This is a genomic window from Arthrobacter sp. 08Y14 (assembly GCF_002929455.1).
Classification (GTDB): Bacteria; Actinomycetota; Actinomycetes; order Actinomycetales; family Micrococcaceae; genus Arthrobacter_B; species Arthrobacter_B sunyaminii.
Map to the genome: position 1 here is coordinate 774,765 of NZ_PJIX01000001.1, position 22,474 is coordinate 797,238.

21 protein-coding genes, 1 tRNA gene, 1 pseudogene and 1 riboswitch are annotated in these 22,474 nt (G+C 65.4%); of the genes and pseudogenes, 11 read left to right on the top strand and 12 right to left on the bottom strand.

Annotation, left to right across the window (positions count from 1 at the left end; genetic code table 11):
• Positions 1–107: 107 nt before the first annotated feature.
• The 3 genes from CXR03_RS03620 (at position 108) to CXR03_RS03630 (ending at position 3,669) form a co-directional block, all read left to right on the top strand.
• Entirely contained in the window at positions 108–911 is an 804-nt protein-coding gene (locus CXR03_RS03620; RefSeq protein ID WP_104101979.1) for a methyltransferase domain-containing protein, read from the top strand.
• 56 nt (positions 912–967) lie between these two features.
• A complete protein-coding gene (locus CXR03_RS03625) occupies positions 968–1,486 on the top strand; it encodes a low molecular weight protein-tyrosine-phosphatase (RefSeq protein WP_104101980.1) in 519 nt (172 codons plus the stop codon).
• Positions 1,487–1,581: 95 nt separating this feature from the next.
• On the top strand, positions 1,582–3,669 hold the full coding sequence (locus CXR03_RS03630; protein ID WP_258073473.1) for a chorismate-binding protein: 2,088 nt from the start codon (positions 1,582–1,584) through the stop codon (positions 3,667–3,669).
• A 39-nt stretch (positions 3,670–3,708) separates the two neighbouring features.
• Here CXR03_RS03630 and cls read toward each other — a convergent pair whose 3' ends face one another.
• The gene (cls, locus tag CXR03_RS03635) at positions 3,709–5,184 is read right to left on the bottom strand and encodes a cardiolipin synthase (protein WP_104101983.1); all 1,476 of its coding nucleotides are present in this window, start codon (positions 5,182–5,184) and stop codon (positions 3,709–3,711) included.
• 70 nt (positions 5,185–5,254) lie between these two features.
• On the opposite strand from cls, the gene CXR03_RS03640 reads away from it, so the two are divergent.
• Positions 5,255–6,130, top strand: coding sequence for an aminodeoxychorismate lyase (locus CXR03_RS03640; protein WP_104101985.1), 876 nt, complete (start codon positions 5,255–5,257; stop codon positions 6,128–6,130).
• 22 nt (positions 6,131–6,152) lie between these two features.
• On the opposite strand, the gene CXR03_RS03645 is transcribed toward CXR03_RS03640, so the two are convergent.
• From CXR03_RS03645 to CXR03_RS03655, 3 genes are read right to left on the bottom strand one after another with little or no spacing between them, the layout of a single operon-like run.
• The gene (locus tag CXR03_RS03645) at positions 6,153–6,953 is read right to left on the bottom strand and encodes an energy-coupling factor transporter transmembrane protein EcfT (protein ID WP_104102800.1); all 801 of its coding nucleotides are present in this window, start codon (positions 6,951–6,953) and stop codon (positions 6,153–6,155) included.
• A 14-nt stretch (positions 6,954–6,967) separates the two neighbouring features.
• Positions 6,968–8,527, bottom strand: a complete 1,560-nt coding sequence (locus CXR03_RS03650) for an ABC transporter ATP-binding protein (RefSeq protein WP_104101986.1) — start codon at positions 8,525–8,527, stop codon at positions 6,968–6,970.
• Positions 8,514–9,143, bottom strand: coding sequence for an ECF transporter S component (locus tag CXR03_RS03655; protein WP_104053149.1), 630 nt, complete (start codon positions 9,141–9,143; stop codon positions 8,514–8,516). The genes CXR03_RS03650 and CXR03_RS03655 overlap by 14 nt, the downstream gene beginning before the upstream one ends.
• Positions 9,144–9,202: 59 nt before the next feature.
• Positions 9,203–9,342: riboswitch (TPP riboswitch) on the bottom strand.
• Positions 9,343–9,432: 90 nt separating this feature from the next.
• On the opposite strand from CXR03_RS03655, the gene CXR03_RS03660 reads away from it, so the two are divergent.
• Entirely contained in the window at positions 9,433–9,696 is a 264-nt protein-coding gene (locus tag CXR03_RS03660; protein WP_104101988.1) for a DUF4235 domain-containing protein, read from the top strand.
• 201 nt (positions 9,697–9,897) lie between these two features.
• Here the strand turns inward: CXR03_RS03660 and mnhG are convergent.
• From mnhG to CXR03_RS03690, 6 genes and pseudogenes are all read right to left on the bottom strand, one after another.
• Positions 9,898–10,239, bottom strand: a pseudogene (mnhG, locus tag CXR03_RS03665) (monovalent cation/H(+) antiporter subunit G); the annotation flags it as partial.
• Between the two features lie 3 nt (positions 10,240–10,242).
• Entirely contained in the window at positions 10,243–10,503 is a 261-nt protein-coding gene (locus CXR03_RS03670; protein ID WP_104101991.1) for a monovalent cation/H+ antiporter complex subunit F, read from the bottom strand.
• Positions 10,500–11,117 (bottom strand): Na+/H+ antiporter subunit E, encoded by a 618-nt coding sequence (locus tag CXR03_RS03675; RefSeq protein ID WP_258073474.1) that lies wholly within the window; start codon positions 11,115–11,117, stop codon positions 10,500–10,502. Before CXR03_RS03675 ends, CXR03_RS03670 begins: the two co-directional genes overlap by 4 nt.
• The gene (locus tag CXR03_RS03680) at positions 11,114–12,724 is read right to left on the bottom strand and encodes a Na+/H+ antiporter subunit D (RefSeq protein ID WP_104101994.1); all 1,611 of its coding nucleotides are present in this window, start codon (positions 12,722–12,724) and stop codon (positions 11,114–11,116) included. The genes CXR03_RS03675 and CXR03_RS03680 overlap by 4 nt, the downstream gene beginning before the upstream one ends.
• A complete protein-coding gene (locus CXR03_RS03685; RefSeq protein WP_104053155.1) occupies positions 12,721–13,209 on the bottom strand; it encodes a Na(+)/H(+) antiporter subunit C in 489 nt (162 codons plus the stop codon). The genes CXR03_RS03680 and CXR03_RS03685 overlap by 4 nt, the downstream gene beginning before the upstream one ends.
• Positions 13,206–16,211, bottom strand: a complete 3,006-nt coding sequence (locus CXR03_RS03690; protein WP_104101995.1) for a Na+/H+ antiporter subunit A — start codon at positions 16,209–16,211, stop codon at positions 13,206–13,208. Before CXR03_RS03690 ends, CXR03_RS03685 begins: the two co-directional genes overlap by 4 nt.
• 198 nt (positions 16,212–16,409) lie before the next feature.
• Between CXR03_RS03690 and CXR03_RS03695 the strand changes: the two genes are divergently transcribed.
• Positions 16,410–17,780, top strand: coding sequence for an MFS transporter (locus CXR03_RS03695; protein WP_104101997.1), 1,371 nt, complete (start codon positions 16,410–16,412; stop codon positions 17,778–17,780).
• Between the two features lie 28 nt (positions 17,781–17,808).
• On the opposite strand, the gene dcd is transcribed toward CXR03_RS03695, so the two are convergent.
• Both dcd and kynA read right to left on the bottom strand, forming a co-directional pair.
• Positions 17,809–18,384, bottom strand: a complete 576-nt coding sequence (gene dcd / locus CXR03_RS03700; RefSeq protein ID WP_104101998.1) for a dCTP deaminase — start codon at positions 18,382–18,384, stop codon at positions 17,809–17,811.
• A gap of 44 nt (positions 18,385–18,428) precedes the next feature.
• The gene (kynA, locus tag CXR03_RS03705) at positions 18,429–19,283 is read right to left on the bottom strand and encodes a tryptophan 2,3-dioxygenase (RefSeq protein WP_104102000.1); all 855 of its coding nucleotides are present in this window, start codon (positions 19,281–19,283) and stop codon (positions 18,429–18,431) included.
• Between the two features lie 91 nt (positions 19,284–19,374).
• Here kynA and CXR03_RS03710 point away from each other — a divergent pair, with 91 nt between their 5' ends.
• The 5 genes from CXR03_RS03710 (at position 19,375) to CXR03_RS03730 (ending at position 22,457) form a co-directional block, all read left to right on the top strand.
• Positions 19,375–19,902, top strand: a complete 528-nt coding sequence (locus CXR03_RS03710; protein WP_104102001.1) for an SseB family protein — start codon at positions 19,375–19,377, stop codon at positions 19,900–19,902.
• 91 nt (positions 19,903–19,993) lie between these two features.
• On the top strand, positions 19,994–21,037 hold the full coding sequence (locus CXR03_RS03715) for a M4 family metallopeptidase (protein ID WP_104102002.1): 1,044 nt from the start codon (positions 19,994–19,996) through the stop codon (positions 21,035–21,037).
• Positions 21,034–21,306 (top strand): protealysin inhibitor emfourin, encoded by a 273-nt coding sequence (locus CXR03_RS03720; protein ID WP_146070448.1) that lies wholly within the window; start codon positions 21,034–21,036, stop codon positions 21,304–21,306. Before CXR03_RS03715 ends, CXR03_RS03720 begins: the two co-directional genes overlap by 4 nt.
• A 66-nt stretch (positions 21,307–21,372) precedes the next feature.
• Positions 21,373–21,443 (top strand) — tRNA-Gly (locus CXR03_RS03725).
• 87 nt (positions 21,444–21,530) lie between these two features.
• Positions 21,531–22,457 carry an AEC family transporter gene (locus CXR03_RS03730; RefSeq protein WP_104102005.1) on the top strand — a complete coding sequence of 309 codons (927 nt, stop codon included), beginning with the start codon at positions 21,531–21,533 and terminating at the stop codon, positions 22,455–22,457.
• Positions 22,458–22,474 lie beyond the last annotated feature (17 nt).

The window sequence follows — 22,474 nt, forward strand, 5'->3', positions numbered from 1 at the left end:
TCTTCGACCCGGGACAAGGGCTCATGCCCGGCAACGGCGACGAAGCCCGGACGACACAGGCCGCAGACTCCCCAAGATACGGGCACGCCTGCGCGTATCCTCCTGCTATGGCTTCCGAACAGTATTCGCACGGCCACCACGCCAGCGTGGTTGGCGCCCACGCCGTGCGTACGGCCGCCGATTCAGCGGCGTATCTGCTCCCTTACCTTGAACCGGGAATGGCACTGCTGGATGTAGGCTGCGGCCCGGGCAGCATCACGGCTGACCTCGCGAACCTCGTAGACCCCGGGCCCGTCACCGGACTGGACCAGTCCGAGGACGTGGTGGCCCAGGCCCGGAAGCTCGCCGCCGCCCGGGGACTGGACAACGCGGAGTTTGCCGCGGGGAATGTGTATGACCTGGACTTTCCGGACGCCGCGTTCGACGTCGTCCATGCCCACCAAGTGCTTCAGCACCTCGCAGATCCGGTGGCGGCCCTGCGGGAGATGCGGCGCGTCACCCGGCCCGGCGGGATCGTGGCGGTCCGGGACGCCGATTTCCACGGCATGAGCTGGTACCCGGAGCTTCCCGAACTCTCTGAATGGATGGACACCTACCAGCGGATTGCCCGCGGCAACGCGGCGCAGCCCAACGCCGGCCGGCGCCTCGTTTCGTGGATCCTGGAGGCAGGCTTTACGGAATTTGTGCCCTCGGCGTCCAACTGGCTTTACGCCACTCCTGAACGCCGCGCGTGGTTCGGTGACGGCTGGGCCCAGCGGGTGCTGCATTCCGCATTCGCCGCCCAGGCGCTGGACCGCGAGCTGACTGACCAAGCCGGTCTGGCCCGGATGGCAGGCGGCTGGCGGCGCTGGTCACAAAGTCCGGACGGATGGTTCCTGATTCCGTCCGGGGAGATCATCGCCTGGGCCTAGCTGTTCGGTGCCGGTCTTCTTCGCCCGTCATCTTCTTCGGTGGGTAGGCTGGATGAATGTACAGAATCATCACGGTCTGCACCGGCAACATTTGCCGCTCCCCCATGGCCCAGTTCTGCCTGACCCGTGCTTTTGACGAGGCGGGACTCGGAAATGACGTCCGTGTGGATTCCGCCGGGGTGACCGCTTGGGAGGCCGGGCGCCCCATGGACCCCCGCGCCGCGGAGGAACTCCAAAACCACGGTTTCGGTGCCGGGGAGACGCGGGTATTCCGGGCACAGGAGTTCAAACTGGAATGGTTCGCCGACCGTGACCTCGTGCTGGCCATGGATTACGGGCACTACACCGAGCTCCGGGATCGGGCAGCAACTCTTCAGGACCGGGACAAGGTTCGCCTGATTCGCAGCTTTGATCCGTCCTCGGCAAAGCTTCCGGTCGAAGAACAGGGCATTGAAGATCCCTGGTACGGCGACATGAGCGACTTTGACTCCTCATACGCCCTGATCCAGGCTTCAGTGCCCGGCGTGGTGCAGTATGTGCGGGACGCCCTCGCATCCGCCGGCGGATCGCACTGAAACCGCCCCGGGTCTTTCCCCGCGCCGGCACGCTGCCTGTCCTCATTGCCGTTGACGGCTTCTCCGGTGCCGGCAAAACCACCCTCGCAACAGAGTTGGCAGCGGCACTTCGCGCCCACCACACCGTGTCCCTCTTCCACCTGGAAGACATCTATCCGGGATGGGACGGATTGGCGGAGGGAATCGGGTACTTCCGCCGGCACGTCGCCGAACCGCTGTCTGCGGGCCGCGCCGCCGTTTGGCAGGCCTGGGATTGGAGCCTGGGCCGGTATGCCGACGCGCGCCGCACCGAGCCTGCTGACATCATCATCTTCGAGGGCGTGGGCTCCTCGAGCGCCGCCGTGCGCAGCCTGCTCCATGCTGCCGTGTGGGTTAGTGCACCGCCGGAACTTCGGCGGAAACAGGCACTGGCGCGCGACGGCGACACCTACGCACCGCATTGGGACCGGTGGGCCGCACAGGAGCAGGCCTGGGCGGCGGAGGATCCGGCGTCGTCTTGCGCGGACATCACTGTGGACCTCGGCGTGGACCGGAACGCCGGCGCGCCGGATCCCGCGGCCACCGTCCAATACGTGCTGCAGGCCCTGGGGGAACTGGCACTTCCGCTAACGCCCGGCTGGCCGGGAGCCGGCACGGACGCCGGAACTGTCCGGGTTCAGCGGCTGGACACCTGGGTGCACCCCGAGCTGCTGTACGCCGCACTGTACGGCAGTTCTTCCTGCGCCGTCTGGCTGGACAGCTCCAGTGCTCCGGACTCAGTCGTGCCGGACCCGGAGGTGCCGGTTGGCCCGGAACGGTCCGGTGCCGCGCACGTTTGGGCCCGAAGCCGCTTCAGCATCATGGCCGACGACGGCGGCCCGCTGGGACGCTACGCCGAGCACCGGCGCGAAACCGGCGGCGGAGTGACCACCATCGTGTCCGGACCGGTGAGCGCCCGTCGGCCGGGAGCGTTCTTCCCCTGGCTGGACTCGGTCTGGGGGCGGCCCCGGGGACAGGCCCCGGCCGACTACCCCTGCGGTTTTGCCCTGGGCTGGCTCGGGTACCTGGGCTACGAATTGAAACGGGAAACCGGCGGCAGCAACACTTCGGCGGCTCCGGGCACAAACCCGGATTCCGTCCCGGACGCCGCCCTCATTTATGCCGGGCGGGCTGTGGTGCTGGACCACGAGCTGAGGTGCGTCTACGTGCTGACCCTTTCCGGCAACAGCCCGGACGGCGGTGAAAGCAGCGCGGACAGCTGGGCGGCGCTGGTGCGGCGGGCCGTCGAAACTGCTGCCGCTGTCCCTCCGGGAACCATGCCGGATCTTCCGCCCAACGGTTCTTCCCTGCCCGTCCCGCAGTTTGCTGTGCGGGACAGCAGGGATTCCTATCTGGCCAAGGTCCGTTCCGCGCAGGCAGAAATCAGCAACGGCAACTCCTACGAGGTATGCCTGACCACCTCGCTTACCGGGCACCTGGCCGAGCCGCCGGGCCCGGCAGACGTCCTGGGGCTGTACCGCAGACTCCGGCGGCGCAGCCCTGCACCCTTCGCCTCGCTGCTGCGCTTCGGAGGGTACAGCCTGGCCGGAACCTCTCCGGAACGCTTCCTGTCCTTCGACGCCGCCGGACGCATGCGGGCCGAGCCGATCAAGGGAACCCGCCCGCGCGGTGCCACGGCCGCGGAGGACCGGGAACTGGAAGCAGACCTGGTCTCATCGGCGAAGGACCGCGCGGAGAACATCATGATCGTGGACCTGCTGCGCAATGACCTGTCCCGGTTCGCTGTCCCGGGCTCGGTCACCGTGCCACGCCTCTGCGCGGTGGAAACCTACGCCACGGTCCACCAGCTGGTCAGCACAGTGGACGCGGTGCTGCTTCCCGGGGCGTCCCGGGCCGAGGCCCTTGCCGTTGCCTTCCCGCCCGGGTCCATGACCGGGGCTCCCAAGATCAGCACCATGGCTATCCTGGACCGGCTGGAGGGCGCCCCGCGGGGACCCTATTCCGGCGTCGTCGGCTGGTTTTCCCTGACCGGTGCCGCGGATCTGTCCGTGGTGATCCGTACCCTGGAAATACGGAACCGTTCCCTGTCCCTGGGGGTTGGCGGAGCGGTCACGGCGGACTCGGATCCGGAGGCGGAGTGGGAAGAAGTCCAGGCAAAGGCCTTCGGGGTACTCAGTGCGCTTGGAGCCCGGTTTCCGGAGTAGTCTCCTGTGCCTCCGGCCGCACCGGACGGACCACGAAACTTACTGCAGCGTGGCGGTCAGCCGGCATACGTTGTCGATGTAACGCTGCCAGACGGGGCGCCCCACCCATTCGGAGAGCAGCAGCTCCCGGGACATGGACCGGTAGGTGTCTTCAATCCGGCGCATGTCGGTCACGATGTTCCCGTCGAACATCATGACCGACACTTCCAGGTTCAGGGAAAAGGACCGCATGTCCATGTTCGAGGACCCCAGGACGGCCACCTCGTTGTCGATGGTGAAGTGCTTTGCATGCAGCACCAGCGGCTTGGGATACAGGTAGATCCGGATGCCTGCACGCAGCAGAGCTTCATAGTAGGAACGCTGGGCATGGTCGACGAGGAACTGGTCGCCCCGCTCGGAAACGAACAGCTCCACCTGAACGCCGCGCTGGGCAGCCGTGGTGATGGCGTACAGCAGGGAATCATCGGGCACGAAGTAGGGGCTGGTGATGGAAATGCGGTCCGAGGCCGAGTAGATCAGGGAGGTGAACAGGCGCAGGTTGTTTTCCGTGGTGAACCCGGGGCCGCTGGGCACCACCTGGCATGTCACCTCGCCGGGGTGGCTGGTCCATTCATAGAGACTCAGTTCCCGTTCCAGGTTCTCATCCGTCTCCGCGTTCCAGTCGGTGGCGAAAACCACGTTGATTTCATCGACCACCGGCCCTTCCAGCCGCGCCATCAGCTCCACCCATTTCCGGCCCATCTTCTGGTTATGAGGCTTGCGGTAGGAGGGTTCCACCAGGTTCTGTGATCCCGTGTACGCCACTTTGCCGTCCACCACGAGGATCTTGCGGTGGTTGCGCAGGTCCGGCCGCCGCCACAAACCGCGGGCCGGGAGCAGGGGCAGCATCCGCCGCCACTGAATGTCAGTGCTGCGAAGTTCCTTCAGCAGTTTCCGATAGCCCTTCACCCGCAGTGTGCCGATGTGGTCAAACAGCAGGCGCACCCGGACTCCGCGCGCGGCGGCGTCCTTCAATGCGGCGAAGAATTCCCGGGTGACGCTGTCGTAACTCATGATGTAGAACTCGACGTGCACGTATTTCTGGGCGTTGCGGACCACTTCGGTCATTTCACGGATGGACTCGTTGTAGTCCCGCTGCAGCTCCACTTTGTTGCCGTCCAAGCTCGGGAAGGATCCCAGCCGGCGGTTCAGCTCGGTGGCCGAGACCACCCATTCCGGCCCGGAATACCGGCTGCCCTCGGCCTCCAGTTCGCGGGTGTTCTCACGGACCGCCCGGTTGACCTCAGCCTGGCGCTTGACCCGGTGTTCGGAGAGCCGGAAATTGCCGAAGAGCAGGAACAGGATGATTCCCGGCACCGGGAGGAAGAAGATGCACAGCAGCCAGGCCATGGCGGTGGTGGGCCGCCGGTTCCCCGGCACCACGCCCAGGGCGATGATGCGGATCGCGTAATCCAGCACGGTTAGTGCCGTGGCGATCCATACTGGGAGCGCCGTGCCCGTTAATGCAACCCACACACGAGGCTCCTATCAGCTGACCGGTTCCCCAATAGCCTAGTCTGCCGGATGAACAAACTAGGCTGGGGTCATGACTGTTCTGGTGTTCCTGGATCCGAAGTTTCCCGAAGGCCGTCTCGCGGATGCCGCCGTCCCGCAGCTGATGGCCGCCGATCTGGGGGCCACCCGCGGCGACGGCGTGTTTGAATCGATGCTCGCCGTTGACGGCACTGCCCGTAAAATGGACGCCCATCTGGACCGGATGGCGTCTTCGGCGCAGGCTCTTGACCTTGCTTTTCCGGAACGGGAGAGCTGGGAACGTGCCGTTTCCACGGCCCTTTCCGAGCTGCTGATTCAGGCCGGACCCACAGAGGCGGTGGTGAAGCTGCTGCTGACCCGCGGAGTCGAGGGCACCGGCTCTCCCAGCGCGTGGGTTGCGGCTTCCCCCGTACCCGCCGAGGTCAGGGAACGCACCGCCGAGGGCCTGGCTGTCCTGCTGCTGGACCGGGGTTATGACAGCACCGTGGCCGACCGGGCGCCCTGGCTGCTGCTGGGCGCCAAGACTCTGTCCTACGCCGTCAACATGGCGGCCCTGCGCTACGCAAAAGCTCAGGGCGCCGACGACGTCATCTTTACTTCCTCCGACGGAAAGGTCCTGGAGGGTCCGACGTCGAGCGTCATCCTTGCGGTCGAGGAAGACGGCGTCAAAACGCTGCTGACGCCCGAGCTTGAGAGCGGCATCCTTCCCGGGACCACTCAGCGCGCTCTGTTTGACGCGGCTGAAGCCGCAGGATGGGCCCGGGGCTACGGCCCCCTGGAGCCGGCCCACCTGATGGAAGCCGACGCCGTGTGGCTGGTTTCCAGCATCCGGCTCCTCGCCCCGGTGACCTCCATCGACGGAACCCCGATCCCGTCATCCCCCGAGCTGACCGAGGAACTGACCGCACTGCTGCGCGGGGCCTTGTAGCCCGGGAGCTCGGTCCGGGAGCTCACGTCAGGATAAAGTTGAACGTTCCGGCGGCAACGGCAGCGGTCAGCGCCGCACCGGCCAGCAGCACCCCGTAGAGGGCAACCCAGGCATCCAGCACCGTGAACACCGAGGTGCGGGCCCACGTCCGCCCCCCGCTGCCAAAACCGCGGGCTTCCATGGCTGCGGCCAGCCGGGTGGCCCGGCGCACCGCCTGCACCAGCAGGGCAACCGCCTGCCCCAGGAAGGAACGAACGCGGGTCAACGGGCCGGAATCCGCGCCCACGCCCCGGGCATGCCGGGCCATGCCCAAGCTTTGCCATTCGGAAACCAGCAACCCCACCAGACGCATGGCGGCCAGTGCCCCGAGCACAAACCGGTGCGGCAGCCTCATCTTCTGCGCGAGGGCGTCCGCCAGATCCGTGGGGTCTGTCGAGGCCAGCAGGTAGATCCCCGGCAGGGCTATCGCCAAACCGCGCAGTCCGATGGCGATGCCGGCGGCCACCGAATCCGAAGTGAACAGGACCGGCCCGGCATCCAGGAGGACGGTGCCGGTCTTTTCCGCCAGCAGCGCCGTGCCCCAGGCGCCAACCAGAGCGGCAATAACCAGGGGCCAGATCCGTTTGAGCAGAACCAGCGGCCGGATCCTCAGCAGCGGCAGCAGGAGCAGCTCACCGGCCAGGACAATACTTGCGCTGATCCAGTCCACACTCACCAGCACCGCGAGCGTTACGGCCGCGGCAGCTGCAAGTTTTGACAGCGGATTTGCCCGCTCCAACAGTGTCCCCGCCGGACGCCGGGTCGGATTCCGCAGGTCCGTCATCATTTCCGTGCTGCTCACTTCCACACCGCATTCCGAACAGCCTTGCGTGCCGTGGCCGCGCCGTCCTCCACGTGCAGGACATCTCCGCCCAGCGCCTGCAGGAACTCGGCGTCGTGGGTCACGGCCACCACGGAGCGCCCTTCGGCCAGCAAGCTGCGGAGCAGGGTCACAAGCTCAGCCCAGGTGTTGGCATCCTGACCAAAGGTAGGTTCGTCCAGCAGCAGGATGTCCGGTTCCGTGGCGATCATCGTGGCAACCGAAAGCCGGCGCTTCTCTCCCCCGGAGAGGGTGAACGGGTTGGCGTCCAGCAGGGAGGCGAGCCTCAGCCGGTCCGCCAGCCGTTCCACCAGATCGGTAATCTCCGCCTCCGTCAGCCGTCCTGCACGGCGGGGGCCAAAGGCCAGTTCCCCGCGGACCGTGCCGGTCAGGAACTGGTGTTCCGGTTCCTGGAAAACCGTGCCGATCCGGGTCACCAGTTCGGTCGATTTCCAACGGCCGGGATCAGTTCCGGCGGAACCCGCAAGCGCGGGTGAGGCACGCAGTGCGCCGGCCACGGGTGGAAGCAGTCCTCCCAGCGTCAGGGCAAGGGTCGTCTTTCCGGCACCGTTTGGGCCGGTGATGCCGAGTGAGGTTCCGGCCCGCAGCGTCAGGTCCACCCCGCTGACGGCAGCCGGTTTCCTTTTCCCGCGCCCGGCGGCCAGCCCGCCGGCAACAAGCAACTCAGCTCCGGCGTCCTGCGCCGGAGGGTCAGAGACCGCAGGCCTGGCCCCCGGAAGCCAGACACCGGCAGCGGCGAGGCGGGCACGGTTCCCCGGCTCCGCCAACACCTGCGACGGCGGTCCGTCGGCCAGGATTCCGCCGTCGGCCGCCAGGACCACCACCCGGTCCACCACGTCCGCCCAAACGGCAACACGGTGTTCCACCACAATGAGCGTGGCGCCCGTTCGCTCCAGCACGCGTTCGACGGCGGCACGGACCTCCAGCACGCCGTGCGGATCCAGATTGGCGGTGGGTTCATCCAGGAGCAGCAGGCCCGGCTGCATGGCCAGCACGCCGGCCAGGGCCAAACGCTGTTTCTGCCCTCCGGACAGGGCGGACGTCGAATGGTGCAGCGGCACCAGCAGGCCAACATCGTCCAGGCTGGTGCGCACCCGCTCCCAAATCTCCTGCGGGGGGATCCGGAGGTTCTCCGCACCGAAGGCAACCTCATCCCCCACCCGGGAGAGCACCAGCTGCGAGTCGGGATCCTGCAGTACCAGGCCCGCCCGGCCGCGGGCCTGCAGCGGATGCGCCCCGTCCAGGGTGAGGCTGCCGTGTTCCTCCCCCGCGGCGTCGGGTCCGGTGCCTTCGCCGAGGACACCTGCGAGGGCGTGCAGCAGTGTGGATTTCCCGGCCCCGGAAGCGCCCAGGAGCAGGACCTTCTCCCCTGCTTCGATGTCCAGCGTCAGGGAGGAGAGTGCGGGCGTGCTGCGGCCGGCGTGCCGCCAAGAGTAGTCCCGCGCCCGCACGGCCACGGGGGAAGACACGGGGGAAGACGCAGGGGACGCCCCAGGGGAAACGTCAGGAACGCGCATCTGCTGCCCGTCCCGAGGCGAACGATGCCAGGACTCCGGTCCGGGCCAGCGCCCGGGCGGCAAGCCAGGACAGCACCCCGGCAAGGACGGCACCGGAGACGGCGGCGAACAGGGTGTACAGAGCCTGCCACTGCAGGGCCCATTCGGGCCGGTAGAGGATGTTTTCGCTAACCCCAAGGAACACTCCGGACACCAGTCCGGCCAGCACTGCAACGGGAAGGGTGTACCGGACGTAGAGGAAGGCCAGGAAGACCAGCTCGGCCCCCAGCCCCTGGATGAAGCCGGACAGCAGCACCGAGAGGCCGAACTGCGTTCCCAGCACGCCGGACACGGCCGAGGCGAGGACCTCACAGTAGATGGCAGCTCCGGGTTTGCGGATGATCAGGGCGCCCAAGACGCCTGCGATGAGCCAGCCGCCGGTGTAGAGGCCGCCCAGCGGCGGAAAGGCAAGAAACATAACCTCCACGCCGCTGTAGGCCAGCGACCAGACCCAAAAGATGACGCCTACGGCTACTGCGAGCACGGATGCCACCACAATGTCGACCACCCGCCAGGGGCGCCGCCACGGTGAATCCTGCCGGCCGGAGCGTTGTGCCGGGGAATTGTTCTGCTGCATGAAAAAAACCTCCTGAGGTACAGGAGGGGAGGGACTGTTCACGGCGGACTGCCGTGAGATCCCGTGAGATCTCGACTCCCTAGCGCCGGTACTAACCGGATCAGGTTCGAGGGTCTGCGGTTGTCCGCACTCTCAGCGCCTGGGTCTTTCCGCAGCATGCCTGGGCATGGGCGGGAAGGGCGCTCCCCTGTCGTATGTCTTGCGAGTCCCACTCTACACACGGGCAAACCATTTTGGGCGGCCCGGCGGGTAGGGTTAGGGAAACGGCCCACAAACACTAGGAGCATCCATGAACCTGATCCTTAAACTGCTCGGTACCGGTGCGAGCCTCGGCGCAGGAATTCTTTCCGCCAAACTGCTGGACTTCCTTTGGACCCGGATTACCGGCAACGAGCCTCCCCGGGACAAGGACGGAGTGCTGGATGTCAGCCTCCGCACCGCCGTGATCTTCGCCGTCGTCTCCGGCGCCGTCAGCCAGGCCATCCGGGTGCTCACCAACCGCGGCACCCAGCGCGCCATCCAGCGCTACCAGAAGACCCCCGACGTCGTCTAAGCAGCACCGGGTTTCACCACAGGGCGCTCAGCCCTCGGGACTGTGTCCCGGGCGGCGGGCGCCCTGCGCTGTTTCCACCGAGGAATCGTCGTCCAATGACCCTGTCTCGTTGTGGGCTCCGGGATCGTCATCCACGCGCGGGTCTTCATCTTCGTCGCCATTGTCGGTATCGCCGGCCCGGGATTGGAGCAGCAGCTCCTGGGCCCGGCCCACCACGTCGTCAAGCTCGTCGATGGTGAGCAGTTCGGGCCGCAGGTGCTTGGTACGGTAGCCCGCACGCCCCACCATGTGTGCGGACACCGGCGCGGTAAGGATCATGAACAACCAGCACACGCCCAGGACCGGAAGCAATGCCCAGCTTTCAAACTGGACGGCCATGGCCAGCAGGAACAGCAGCAGTCCAAGCACCTGCGGCTTGGACGCGGCGTGCATGCGGCTCATCAAGTCCGGGAAGCGGGTCAGACCGATGGCGGCCGCCAAGGACATCAGCGCCCCGCCGAGCATCAGGATTCCAACAATGAGGTCATTCAGTTCCGGGCTCACGGGCTACCTCCGGTCCGTAACAAAGCGGGCAACGGTCACGGAACCGATGAACCCGATGAGTGAAATCGAGACCAGCAGCGCCAAATAGTTCAGGTTCCGGTTCACGATCATGTCCGTGGCCAGGGCAGCTCCCACGATGGTCAGCAGGACGTCAGCCGCCAGCACACGGTCCAGGATGGAAGGACCGCGCGCGATCCGGAAGATGGCACCGGCTGCCGCGACGGAGAGCATGACTGACACCAGGACCACAAAGATGCTCATCATGGGTTCACTTCCTTGCTGGTTGCGGCCGGGAGGGCGCTCTCCGATCTGGCCAAAGCCTGCTCTGCCTTCAGCACGTCCAGGTCCTCACGGGTGCCAATGCTGCGGATCAGCCAGGACTCGGTGTCCCGCACGTCCTTGCGGACCTTGTCCGCTTCCTCCGGTGTGGAAACGTTCAGGCAGTGCAGGTACAGGGTGGAAGTGGACCGGTCAACTTCCACCACGAGCGAGCCGGGGATCAGCGACAGTGCGTGTCCGGTGGCAGTGACGAGCAGGTCCGAGCGGCTGCGCAGCTTCACTCCCACCACGGCATTCTTGATGTTTGGGCCCCTGGTCAGGGACAGCCACAGCACTTCGAAGCTGGCGTGCACCAGTTTGTAGAAGAACCGGACCAGGAAACCCGCAGCGTAGAGCGGGTTGAACCGTCCGCTCAGTTCCACGGGAGGCAGGTAGAAGATGTTGGCCACAATGAACGCGATCACGGCCCCGAAGATCAGGTTGCCGGCACTGAAGTCCTGCCAGAGGGCGCCCCACAGGAACACCAGCCAGATCAGCAGCGGGATTTCCTTCAGCAGCGGTACGCGCGGACGGTTCCGCATTTGGGCTCTGCGGGTCATTGTCCGGCCCCCTCTCCAAGAACGGCTTCAATGTACGGGGTACGGTCCAGCAAATCCTGCGCAGCGTGGTCGCTGAGCGAGAACAGCGGACCGGCCAGGACGGTCAGGGCAACACCAAGCGCCACCAGTCCCACTGTGGGGTACACCATGGTGCGCGGCAGCAGGTCGACGGCGCCGCGGCCCGAGAACTTTCCGGTGGACTTTTCGGTGACGTCACCGGAGGTCCGCAGCGACGATCCGTCGGTGCCGGTGGCCAGCAGGATCGGATCGGGGTGCACGGCGTCTTCCGGGGTTCGCCAGAAGGCACGGTTCCAGACCCGGGCCATCACCAGCAGGGTCAGCAGGCTGGTGAGGACGCTGGCCCCCACCAGGGTATAGGCCAGCGGCGTGCCCAGCTCAACGCCTGCCTCCAGCAGCCCAAGCTTGCCCAGGAAGCCGGAGAACGGCGGAATGCCGCCCAGATTGATGGCGGGGATGAAGTAGAGCACGGCCAGGATCGGCGACAGCTTGGCCAGTCCGCCAAGGCGGTCCATGTTGGCGGTGCCGCCCCGGCGCTCGATCAGGCCGGTCACCAGGAACAGCGAGGTCTGAATCGTAATGTGGTGGACCACGTAGAACACCGCGGAACCGATGCCGATCACGGATCCGACCGCCAGGCCGAAGACCATGTAGCCAATGTGGCTGACCAGGGTGAAGGACAGCATTCGCTTGATGTCTGTCTGCGCCAGGGCACCGAGGATGCCCACCACCATCGTCAGCCCGGCAACCACCATCAGCAGCGAGTTGATCCGGTCGCCGGGGAAGAGCAGCGTCTCGGTGCGGACCATGGCGTAGACGCCCACCTTGGTCAGCAGGCCGGCGAACACTGCCGTTACCGGTGCCGGAGCGGTTGGGTAGGAGTCAGGCAGCCAGAAGGACAGCGGGAACACCGCCGCCTTGATGCCGAACGCCACCAGCAGCATCAGGTGCAGCATCAGCTGGGTTCCCGAATCCAGGTCTCCCAGCTTCACCGCCAGGTCTGCCATGTTTACGGTGCCGGTGGCAGCGTAAATCATGGCGATGGTGATCAGGAAGAGCAGGGAGGAGACCACGCTGACCACCACATAGGTGACACCGGCGCGGATCCGCGGCGTAGTCCCGCCCAGCGTCATCAGCACGTAGCTGGCGGTCAGCAGGATTTCAAAGCCCACGTAGAGGTTGAAGAGGTCCCCGGCCAGGAAGGCGTTGGATACCCCCGCAACCAGGATCAGGTACGTCGGATGGAAGATCGAGATGGGTCCGTCTTCATCGCCGTCGGCCATGCCCTGCCCGGCCGCGTAAATGAGCACCGCCAGGCTTACGGCCGTGGAAATGACCAGCATCAGGGCGGAGAACTGGTCCACCACCATGGTGATGCCCACCGGCGGGAGCCACCCGCCCAGGTTTACTGCCTGAGCCCCGGTCTCCCAGACGGAAAACAGCAGGATAACTTCCAGTACCAGGGTGACGGACAGGATGCTGACGCTGATGATGCGCTGAGCGCTCGTGTGGCGAATCAGGATGAAGGCGAGGGCTGCACCGAAGAACGGCAGGACAACGGCCAGCGGGGCCAAGCTTATGGTGTTCATTCCTTGGCCTCCGGGCTGGTGCTTTGACCGGTGGCGCGCAGGGAGCCCGGCGCCTCTTCAGCCTCTTCGGGCGGGGTGAATTCAGTGGTGTCCTCGGGGACGTCGGCGTCGTCCTCGGCGTCGAAGCTGCTCTGGCTGGCCACGCGGCGGTCCTCGATATCGTCCTGGACCTCGTCCTGGCGGCTGAGTACCCAGGACCGGTAGATGATGCCCAGCATGAACGCGGTCACGGAGAAGGAGATCACGATGGACGTCAGGATAAAGGCCTGGGGCAGCGGATCGTTGTAATCCTCCGCCGCGATCTCCGCGTTGAACAGCGGCGCCAGGCCCTGGAAACCGCCGGTTGAGAGCAGCAGGATGTTGGTGGCGTTGGTGAGCATGGTCAGTCCCAGCACCACGCGGGTCAGGCTGCGTTCAAGGAGCAGGTAGATGCCGCAGGCGTACAGCGCTCCCATAATGATCATGAAGGTGATGTTGACGCTCATCGGGCCACCTCCTCTTCCTTGCTGACTATCTCGGGTTCGGGTTCCAGAAGGTCCTCGTCGTCGGAGGATCCGCCTTCGCTGCGTTCATCGATTTCGGAGCCCAGGCTGCGCAGGACATCCAGGACCAGCCCCACCACCACCAGATACACGCCGATGTCGAAAATGGTGGACGTGACGAACTTGATCTCGCCAAAGATCGGCCAGGTGAACTTGATGATCGCGCTCTGCAGGATCTGGCCGCCGAAGAGCAGCGGCGCCGCGGCCGTGAGGCCGGCGATGCCCAGCCCGCCGCCCAGCAGCAGGCCGGCGCTGACCGGGCTCGCTTCAGCCAGTTCAAAGCGTCCGCCTGCCAGGTAGCGGATGGTCAGGGCAAGTCCTGCCATGAGCCCGCCGGCGAAGCCGCCGCCGGGAATGTTGTGCCCGGCCAGCAGGAGGTAGATCGAGAACATGATGACTGAGTGGAACAGCAGCCGCGTAATTACTTCAAAGATGATGGAACGGCGTTCCGGTGCCAGGGTCCGCCCGGCCACCAGCCAGGCATCACGGCTGACGCTGGAGAACTTCCGGGCCAGGGCCAGCGTGGCTTCCTGGCGGCCTGTCGAAGCGAAGTGTTCGCGGCCGCGGTCCACCGAGCCGGTGGCAACTCCCTCGGCACGACGGCGCTTGTCGCCGCGTCCGCGGACAAAGATCAGCGAGGCCACGCCTGTGGCGGCCATGGCCAGCACGGAGATCTCACCAAAAGTGTCCCAGGCGCGGACGTCCACAAGTGTTACGTTCACGATGTTGGCGCCGCCTCCCACCTCATACGCGAGGTCCGGGTACAGCAGCGAGATGGGCTCGGCGACGCGGGAGTTCATGGCCGTCATGGCGATGAGCACCATGGTGGCGCCGAAGGCGGTTCCGAGCAGGGCCCGGAGCAGGCGGTGGCCGGCGGGTTCCCGCTTCCACAGCCGGGCCGGCAGTGACCGCAGGGCCAGCACAAAGGCAACCAGAACGATGGTTTCCACCAGCATCTGGGTTAGGGCCAGGTCCGGTGCGCCCTGCAGGGCAAAGATCAGGGCAATGCCGTAACCGGTGACACTGACCATCAGCACCGCCAGGAAGCGCTTGTTGGCGCGGGCTGCGGCCAGGGCGCCCAAGATGATCGCCACGCCGATCACTGCCTGCAGCGGGGTGTCCCACCAGTGGAACTGGTCGGGAAGGGACGCTCCGCGCCAAAGCAGGGCGGACAGCGGTGTCAGGACGGCCACCGTCAGGATGACGAACAGATAGAACATCAGCGAACCGCGCTGCGTGCGGCCGGTAATCCAGACCGCGACGTCGTCGAGCACGCCAATGATTCCGCGGTAGGAACGCTCGGCGTCCAGCGGTGCGGTGAAACGTGCCTGGAGCTTTTCGACCCGCAGCCGCTGCCAGAACAGCAGCACCCCGGCGCCGATGGTAATGACCGTCAGCAGCAGCGCCGTGGTGAAACCGTGCCACAGCGCCAGATGGGTGGGGGCGCCGTCGGCCGGGTACAGATCGGCGTAGGAGCTGACGGCGGCATCGATCGGGGCCGGCCAGAGACCGAACAGCACCGTAACCGCCGCGAGGATGGCCGGCGCGCCGATGAACGCCCACGGAACCGGCTTGAAGGGCGTCGGACGGCAATTGGGTTTGGCCGCAAAGCCGCCCCAGACGAAGCGCGCGCTGTAGGCGAAAGTCAGGATGGAGCCGACGACGACGCCGGCCAGCAGGACGGCCGCGCCGAAAGTTCCCTGCTTTTCGGCAAAGTGGACGAACGTTTCGTAGACGGATTCCTTGGCCACAAAACCCAGCAGCGGCGGAACGCCGGCCATGGAAGCGGCGCCGATGACGGCCACGACAAACAGTTTCGGTGCGGAGCGGTAAATGCCGGAGAGTTTGCGGATGTCGCGGGTACCGGCCTGGTGATCCACGATGCCCACCACCAGGAACAGGGTCGCCTTGAAGAAGCCGTGAGCCAGCAGCAGTCCCAAACCGGCGATGGCAGCCTCACGGTTGCCGAGACCGACCACCAGGGTCAGGAAGCCCAGCTGGCTGACCGTTCCGTAGGCCAGGATCAGTTTGAGGTCATGCTGGCGCAGCGCGCGCCAACCGCCCAGCAACATGGTGGAAAGGCCCAGAACGAGCACCACCGCATGCCAGTAGGTGCTTTCCGAAAAGCCGGGGGCCAGCCGCGCAACAAGGTAAATGCCGGCCTTGACCATGGCTGCGGCGTGCAGGTAGGCGCTGACCGGGGTGGGTGCGGCCATGGCGGCGGGCAGCCAGAAGTGGAAGGGGACCAACGCGGATTTGGAGATGGCGCCGATGAGCATGAGCACAACGGCGATGTCCACGAGGGCGCCGCGCTCCAGCAGTTGCGGAGCCATGGCCATGATCTCTGAAATCCGGAACGTTCCGGCGGCATCACCGATCAGCACCATGCCCACGAGCATGGTGAGCCCGCCGAAGGTGGTAACCACCAGTGCCTGCAGGGCGGCCCGGCGCGCCGACAGCCGATGCGCCGAGTACCCGATCAGCAGATAGGACAGGACGGTGGTTATTTCCCAGAAGATGAACAGCAGGATCAGGTCATCCGCCGTCACCAAACCGAACATGGCTGCGGCGAAGGCCAGCAGCTGGGAGCCAAAGGCGCCCATCTGGGCGTCCCCCGGGCGGAAATAGCGTGCGCAGTAGAACAGCACGAGCGAGCCAACGCCTAGGATGAGGATGGACAGGACCGCGGCCAGGGTGTCCATCCGGAACGCGAGCTCAACTTTGAGATCGGGAATCCAGGGGATCACTACGGACGGCGGGGCGTTGGGAGCGCCCGAGGCCAGCGTCTGGTCGGCACCTGTGTACCGGGGGAACGTGACCAGCAGCCAGATGAACGCTGCTGCGGGGACGGCGGCCAGGACGTAGAACGCCGACCTGCCGATCCTGCGGAACATTATGGGCGCCACCAATGCCACCGTAAACAAAACGGTGAGCACAATTAGCACTAGATCTCCCGAGCTTTTTTGACAGTCTTCCAGCCACAAACACAGCTGTAGTTATCAAGGTGGTGGTCAGAGGGCGTATATCTATTCTACTCATGGCATACACCCAAGCCCCATTCGAGGGCCGGGCACCCATGCCCAAGGACATGCCGGAGTGCCGGTTGCGGCCCTGCCGGACGCAGGCCCCGATAGCATCTGCCTATGGTCTCCAACACAGAAGTTCACAGCACCCTGCCCGGCGGGCTGCGTCCGCATTTCCGGAAACGGCAGGTCCTTGCCTGGGCCTCGTGGGACTGGGGGTCCGCCGCCTTTAACGCCGTCATGACCACCTTCGTCTTTACGGTGTACCTGACCTCGGAGAGCTTCGGCGGAAAAGACCATGCTTCCTCCGTCCTGGGGTACGGCATTGCCCTGGCCGGAGTGGCAGTGGCAGTGCTCGCCCCCGTCATGGGACAGCGCTCGGACGCCGGCGGCCGGCGCCGGCTCTGGCTGGGCATCAACACGGCCCTGGTGTGCCTGGTCACCGCCCTGTGCTTCTTCGTCTTTCCCCGGCCGGAGTTCCTGCTGCTCGGCGTTGCGCTGATCGCCTTGGGCAACGTCTTCAGTGAGTTTGCCGGCGTGAACTACAACGCCATGCTGTCCCAGATTTCGACGCCGGCAACGGTGGGCCGGGTCAGCGGCTTCGGCTGGGGCATGGGGTATGTGGGCGGGATTGCTGCCCTTGTTGTGGTGCTGGTGGGCTTCATCAACCCCGACGTGGGCTGGTTCGGCGTTACTTCGGAGAACGGCTTGAACATCCGCGCCGTCGCCGTTTTCGCCGCCGTCTGGCTGGCCGTCTTCGCGTTGCCCGTCCTGTTTGCGGTTCCCGAAGTTCCCCGTCAGGAGCGAGCTGCCGGAATTGGCTTCCTGGCGTCCTACGGACTGCTGTTACGTCGCGTCAAGGCCATCTACAAGACCAGTCCGCACACCATCTGGTTCCTGCTGGCCAGCGCAGTTTTCCGTGACGGCTTGGCCGCGGTGTTCACGTTCGGCGGAGTAATAGCACACGGGACCTTTGGATGGCCCCTCTCACAGGTCATCATCTTCGCCATCTTCGGCAACGTGGTGGCAGCCGTCGGCGCCATTGCGGGCGGCTTCCTCGACGACCGCGCCGGCCCCAAGAAGGTCATTGTCTTCTCACTGATCGGGCTGCTGGTCTCCGGCGGGTTCATTGCGCTGTTCGGAGCCGGGGACCAGCGCCTCTTCGGGCTGCAGTGGAGCGGCGACACCACGTTCTGGATATTCGGACTGCTGCTGTGCCTGTTTGTGGGGCCGGCCCAGTCGGCGTCCCGTGCGTTCCTGGCCCGGCTTGCCCCGGAAGGCGAGGAAGCCGAGCTGTTTGGGCTTTATGCCACCACCGGCCGAGCCGTGAGCTTCCTGGCACCCACGCTCTTCGCCGCCTTCATCACCATCTTCGGCGCACAGAGGTACGGCATCATCGGCATCCTGCTGGTGCTGCTGGCAGGCCTGCTGGTGCTGCTGCCGGTGCGATCACCGGACAAGGTACCGCGCGCGGTGGTTCCGAAGGCCTAACCGGCGCGCTGCCGGCTTTAACCCGGCGCTACACCTCGGAGCGGTGGAAGTTCAGGTGGCTGCGCGACGCCGTCGGGCCCCGCTGGCCCTGGTAGCGGTTTCCGTACTGTCCGGACCCGTAGGCATATTCGGCCGGGGAGGTCAGGCGGAAGAAGCACAGCTGGCCGATCTTGGAACCGGGCCACAACTTGATCGGCAGCGTTGCCATGTTGGACAGCTCCAGGGTCACGTGCCCGGAGAAGCCGGGGTCAATGAAACCGGCAGTGGAATGCGTCAGCAGCCCCAGACGGCCCAGCGAGGACTTACCCTCAAGCCGCGCGGCAATGTCATCGGGCAGGGTGACCGTCTCGTAGGTGGACCCGAGGACAAATTCGCCCGGATGCAGGATGAAGGGCTCGTCCGGATCGACCTCCACCAGGCGGGTCAGGTCCGGCTGGTCCAGGGACGGGTCGATGTGCGCGTATTTGTGGTTGTCGAAGAGCCGGAAGAACCGGTCAATGCGCACGTCCACGCTGGAGGGCTGAACCATTGAGGGATCGTAGGGATCGAGGACGATCCGCTTGTCGGCAATTTCGGTTCGAATGTCGCGGTCAGAAATCAGCACTATCTAAAAATAGCGCATGCACACGCGGGTGCCGGCCGGGGCTGTCAGCGGCCAATCTCCGTCCGGACGGCATACAGCTCAGGAAAAAACGTCAGCTCCAGCGCCCGCTGCAGGAAGGACGCACCGGAGGATCCCCCGGTTCCCCGCTTGAATCCTATGGTGCGCTCCACGGTCTTCAGATGGCGGAAACGCCAGAGCTGGAAGTTGTCCTCCAGGTCCACCAGCTCTTCACAGGCTTCATAAATGTCCCAATTCTGAGCGGCGTTCTCATAAACGTGTTTGTAAACACGCATGAGGCCCTCGTTGGCCACATGAGCCTGCGTGACGTCACGGTGAAGCAGTTCCGCGGGGACGGCATAGCCGCGGCGGTGCAGGAACCGGATGAACTCGTCGTAGATGCTGGTTTGTTCCAACAGCTCCGTGAGCAGGGCCTGCGCCGCCGGATCGGCTGCGAAAACGTTCACCATGGCGGCGTTCTTATTGCCGAGCAGGAATTCCACGGCGCGGTACTGATAGGACTGGAACCCGCTCGAGGCGCCCAGATCTCCCCTGAACTCGGCGTATTCCGAAGGGGTCAGAGTGGCCAGCACCGACCACTGCTCGGTCAGCGAGCGCTGGATGTGCTTGATCCGGGCGATGCCCTTCATGGCGGTGCGCAGGTCATCCGCGGCCAGGTTGGACCGGACGGCCCGCAGTTCATGCAGGACAAGTTTCAACCACAGCTCGGAGGTCTGGTGCTGGATGATGAAGAGCATCTCATCGTGGTGCTCCGGACTGCTCACGGGATGCTGGGCAGCCAGGAGATCATCCAGTGCCAGATAGGAGCCGTAGCTCATCTTGTCGGTGAAGTCCCGTTCAATGCCCGGCTCCAGGTTTCGGGTGTTCCTGCTCACGCTCATTCTCCCACCGTAGCTTGATTCACCCCCATGCCGCTGTGCCAGACTTGCGGCTGAGCCTTTGACGAATAATCCAGCACTCAAGGAGATCCCCATGACGGAGAATACGGACAGCACGCACGGCACGGCGGATGCGGAAGGCGCACTTCCCGGCCAGGCGCAGTATCAGGACCCCGAAGGTGCGGCAGCGCTCGAAGAAGCCATCCTCGCCGGTCAGGAAGGCCGGATCACCAGCCAGGAGCTGGTGGCCCGGATCTGTGAATCGGAGCTGCTCAGCGTCGGCCGGCTGCTGGACGAGAATGACCCCGCGTCCTTCCAGGCCCTGGTGTTGAAGGCCCCCGAGGGGGACTCCGCTGTAGCCGCAACGTTCACCAGTGCCCAGCGGGTGCCGGAACAGATCCGCGAAGCGGCTCCGGTCATGGTGAAAGCCGGCGGTGAAGCTACCCTGCGCAGCATCGGGGCAGGCTACGGACTGGCCATCAACCCCGGCAGCAACCTGGGACTCGAGCTGGGACCGGAAGGAATCGCCGCCATCGTTGCCGCCTACGATCAGGCAGCGGCCAATCAGGCAGCAGCCGGTGCGGCGAACGAAGCAGGCAGCAGCGAGACGCAGCCTCAGTAGCCACCCTTGCGCTGTCAGAGGTGGCCTCTAGGCTGGGGCCACACGCGTGGAGGGAAACCAGTTGCCCTGCACCCGGACTCCGGAGGACAGCATGACCTGTTCAATTGTTCCCCCTTATCTCCTGACACGCATTGCCGAACTGCAGGGCGGAGGCTTTAGCCGGGCGCCGGAAGCTGCGCAGCGGGCGCTGGCAGAGCTCCCTCCGGTTCATCAGGCACGGTCGCAGACACTGCAGCCGCCGTTTCCCCCGCGCGGCAGCGCACTGGCCCCCACACTGCGGCGGGAGATTTCCGACGCCGGTTCACTGGAGATCCTCCCGGGCACCCTGGTCCGTCCAGAGGGCGCAGATCCAACCGGCGATGCAGCAGCGGATGAGGCCTATGAAGGGCTCGGGGCTACCCACGCGCTTTTCCGCGACGCCTACGGCAGGGACTCGGGGGATGGCGCCGGCGGCCTTTTGGCGGCCACTGTGCACTACGGCCGCGACTATGACAACGCATTCTGGAACGGTGAACGGATGGTGTGCGGCGACGGCGACGGCGAGATCTTCCAGCGGTTCACCAAATCGCTGACAGTTATTGGGCATGAACTGACCCATGGCGTTGTCCAGTACACCTCCCGGTTTGAGTATTCCGGCCAGGCCGGCGCGCTGAATGAATCGGCCGCAGACGTTTTCGGGGTCCTCGTGGAGCAGAAACTCCTGCACCAGGAAGCTGCGCAGGCAACGTGGCTAGTGGGCGCGGGGTTGTTCACCGACCAGGTGTCGGGCGCTGCGCTTCGGTCCCTGAAGGCCCCCGGCACGGCGTATGACGACGACGTGATCGGCCGTGACCCGCAGCCGGCCACCATGGCGGGTTACGTGGACACTGAATCGGACAACGGCGGAGTCCACATCAATTCCGGCATTCCCAACCACGCCTTCTATTTGGCCGCCACCGCCATGGGAAACCTCGCCTGGGAACGTGCCGGGCAAATCTGGTATGACACGTTGGCGGAGCAGGACCTCCCTGCGGACTGCACTTTTTCACTGTTCGCGGCCGGAACGCTCGCCGCTGCGGAAAAACGCTACGGCAGCTCGGGAGCAGAGTACGCTTCCGTGTCCGATGCCTGGGAAGCCGTGGGCGTGCTGGCATGAGGATTGTGGTGGTCCGCACCGGCGGCTTCGCCGGCCTGACCCGGGTGTGGAGCACCCAGGTCAGCACCGAAGAAGCGGAGCGGGAGTGGCTGCCGCTGCTGCAGGAGCGTCCGCCGGAAAAGGCTGACGGATCAGACCGCTTTGTCTACGAGATTAGCGTGGGCCCGGCTGCGGTTACCCTGCCCGAGCACTGTGTTCAGGGTAAATGGCGGGATCTGGTGGACCGCGCGCGGCAGGGCGGCAGGGAGACAGACAGCGACGACGGGTGAACACCGAATTCGGCCCGGCGCGGGTTCCATGTAAAGTGGTTTTTTGTGCCGGACCCTTCCGGCGCTGCGGGCGTAGCTCAATGGTAGAGCGCTAGCTTCCCAAGCTTGATACGCGGGTTCGATTCCCGTCGCCCGCTCCGAGAAAAAGACCCCTGAGAATCCTCCGCCATTCTCAGGGGTCTTTTGTTGTCTGCGCTGTCTTTCGGCGGGGATATACTGAGCCGGTGTTGGGGGTACTTACCGGGTTCACCGTTGTCTGGATCATCATTCTTGCGGGATACCTGATCGGCAGGCTCAAGGTCCTGGGCGCAAACGCGCAAAATGTCCTGAGCCGGCTGGCGTTCTTCGTTGCCTCCCCCGCCCTGCTGCTCGTAACCCTCAGTGATGCGGACCTGCACACGGTCTTTTCCCTGCCGCTGCTCGTAGCGGCAGCCAGCGCCGTCGTAACGGCAGGCGTCTTTGTACTCTGCACCCGCTGGTGGCTGCGCCGCCCCCTGCCCGAGGCGCTGATCTCGGCCATGTCCTCGTCGCTGGTCAACGGCGCCAACCTGGGCCTGCCCATAGCCGTCTATGTCCTGGGCGATGCCGCCTTTATTGCCCCGGTCCTGATTTTCCAGATGGCCTTCTTCACTCCGCTGTTCCTGATGCTTCTGGATTCGGCGACGAGCGGGCGGCGGACCTCGCTAATGACCTTCCTGGCCCAAATTATGCGCAATCCGATCATTATCGGAACCTTGATCGGCCTGTTCCTGGCCGCCACGGGCCTTACCCTGCCGGTCATCATCCTGGAGCCCATTACCCTCATCGGCGGAGCTGCGGTACCCGCCATGCTGCTTGCCTTCGGCATCTCCCTCGTCGGATCACGCCTCTTGGAGCGCGACGGCGGCCGCCGGGCCGACGTCCTCCTCGCCACGGCATTCAAACTGGTGCTGCAGCCGCTGCTGGCCTACGCCCTGGCGCATTACATCCTGGGGCTGGAGGGAACCCTGCTGTTTGCCGTCGTTGTAACCGCTGCCCTGCCCACCGCACAGAATGTCTTCGTGGCAGCCAACCGCTACGGCCAGGGCGAGCTCGTAGCCAAGGACACAGTTCTGCTGACCACCATTCTCTCCCTTCCGGTCCTCATAGTCATTGCCGCACTCCTGACCTGAGGTTTCTCTAACCGCCA